This window comes from Phenylobacterium sp. T106 (assembly GCF_057219735.1).
On the sequence record NZ_JBXVWA010000025.1, the window covers coordinates 1 to 586 of the forward strand.

At 66.0% G+C, this 586-nt stretch carries 1 pseudogene; it reads left to right on the forward strand.

Annotated elements, in window-relative coordinates:
• Window positions 1-90 precede the first annotated feature (90 nt).
• A pseudogene (locus AC2D8W_RS22725) lies at window positions 91-586 on the forward strand (IS5 family transposase); the annotation flags it as partial.

The following is a 586-nucleotide window of genomic DNA, read 5'->3' on the forward strand; positions in this document are numbered from 1 at the left end:
CTAGGACCAATCCACATTCAGGATTCCCAGATCTGAAGGGTGCTGAATCAATCCGTCTCCGGGTTTCTGATTCGGAGCGGGTTGATGGGCGTGAAGCGCTACGAGCTGAGCAGGGCGCAGTGGGAGCGGATCGCGCCGTTGCTGCCGGGCAAGGTGGGCGATCCTGGCCGGAGCGGCGCAGACAACCGGGTGTTCGTGAACGGCGTGCTCTGGGTGCTGCGGTCCGGTGCGCACTGGCAGCATCTGCCGGAGCGCTACGGCAAGTGGAAGAGCGTGCATGCGCGCTTCACCCGATGGGCCAAGGCGGGGGTCTGGGAGAAGGTCTTCGCCGAGCTGATCCGGGATCGGGACAATGAGTACCTGATGCTCGACACGACCTTGGTCCGCGTCCACCAGCAGGCGGCCGCCGGAAAAGGGGGGCCCAAACTCAGGCTTTGGGGCGTTCCCGAGGCGGTCTGACCACCAAGATCCACATGGTCTGCGACGGCCTGGGCCGGCCGCTCCGCTTCATGCTGACGGCCGGCCAGCGCCACGACAACCTCACCGCCAGGGCGCTGCTCGCAGGCTTCCAGGCCAAAGCCGTCCT